The organism is Mesorhizobium sp. M2A.F.Ca.ET.067.02.1.1, assembly GCF_004023285.1.
Lineage (GTDB): Bacteria > Pseudomonadota > Alphaproteobacteria > Rhizobiales > Rhizobiaceae > Mesorhizobium.
Map to the genome: position 1 here is coordinate 1 of NZ_RZSB01001167.1, position 1,165 is coordinate 1,165.

A 1,165-nucleotide genomic window follows, 5' to 3' on the forward strand; every position below is an offset into this window, starting at 1 on the left:
TCGTCGCCACGAGCGCGTGGCACCGCGCAATCCGATGAGCGTCCTGCAACTCACCGACGGGCGCCAGTACCAGTGCCGCATCATCGACCTGTCGCTCTCGGGCGCCGCGATCGAGATCGACGTCAAGCCGGCGATCGGCATCCAGGTCATGCTTGGAACCATGCGCGGCCAGGTGGTGCGCCATTTCGAGGACGGCGTCGCCATCGAGTTCGCGGTCATCCAGCGGCCGGAAACGCTCGACCAGGAATTCAACGCGCCGCGGTCCTGACGCAAGCCACCGCAAAGCCAAACGAACCGGCCCTCGGCGGCCGGTTTTTTGTGGCCCGGTTTTCACCCGAAATAGGCCACCCGGCACCTACCAAATCTTCACAAATCTGAACAATCCAGGCCCACGATAGTTTAAATTTTATGCTTATTCTACTGGCGTTTTACTCAATGTCTACTTCGGGTTTTTGCGTCAAATAAATCCCAACGTGGCACAGTCTCCTCAAACGGGGAGACTACAAGAATGAAAATGACGAGGGGCAAGCTGTTGCTCTTGGCAATGGCGATGCAGCTTTCCGCCTGGGGCACGGCAAGCGCGGGACCGGTTTTCATGCATACGGGTGGCCGCACCACCCAGCCGGTCGGTCACTATGATTTCTGTCAGCGCATTCCGGTCGAATGCAACGAGCGGACGCCGAAGGGACCGCCGGTCGAACTGACGCGCAAGCTGTGGGCGACGATCATCGACATCAACAATTCGGTCAACGCCCGGGTCAAGCCGCGCACCGACATGGAAATCTACGGTGTCGAGGAATACTGGGCCTATCCCGACAATGGCGTTGGCGATTGCGAGGACTACGCGCTGGAGAAGCGCCGCGAGTTGATGGCCGCGGGTGTCCCGGCCGGCAATCTGTTGATGACGGTGGTGCGCCAGCCCAATGGCGACGGCCATGCCGTGCTCACCGTGCGCACCGGCCTCGGCGAGTTCATCCTCGACAATCTCGAGCCGAAAGTGCTCGCCTGGAACGATACGGTCTACACCTATCTCAAGCGCCAATCGACGGAGAATTCCGGCGTTTGGGTGACGATCAACGACGGCCGCGAGGATGCGGTCGCCAGCGTCCGCTAAGGCGCCGAAGCGATCGGGCACGTCGCGGTGACGCGGCGGCGTGCCCAGGAA

2 protein-coding genes are annotated in these 1,165 nt (G+C 61.1%); both read left to right on the plus strand.

Features of this window, described 5'->3' with window-relative positions:
* Positions 1-268 (plus strand): PilZ domain-containing protein (locus EOA28_RS36425; RefSeq protein ID WP_148671135.1); only part of this gene is annotated, 268 nt, incomplete at its 5' end.
* A gap of 240 nt (positions 269-508) precedes the next feature.
* Positions 509-1,114 (plus strand): transglutaminase-like cysteine peptidase, encoded by a 606-nt coding sequence (locus tag EOA28_RS36430; protein WP_127250828.1) that lies wholly within the window; start codon positions 509-511, stop codon positions 1,112-1,114.
* Positions 1,115-1,165 lie beyond the last annotated feature (51 nt).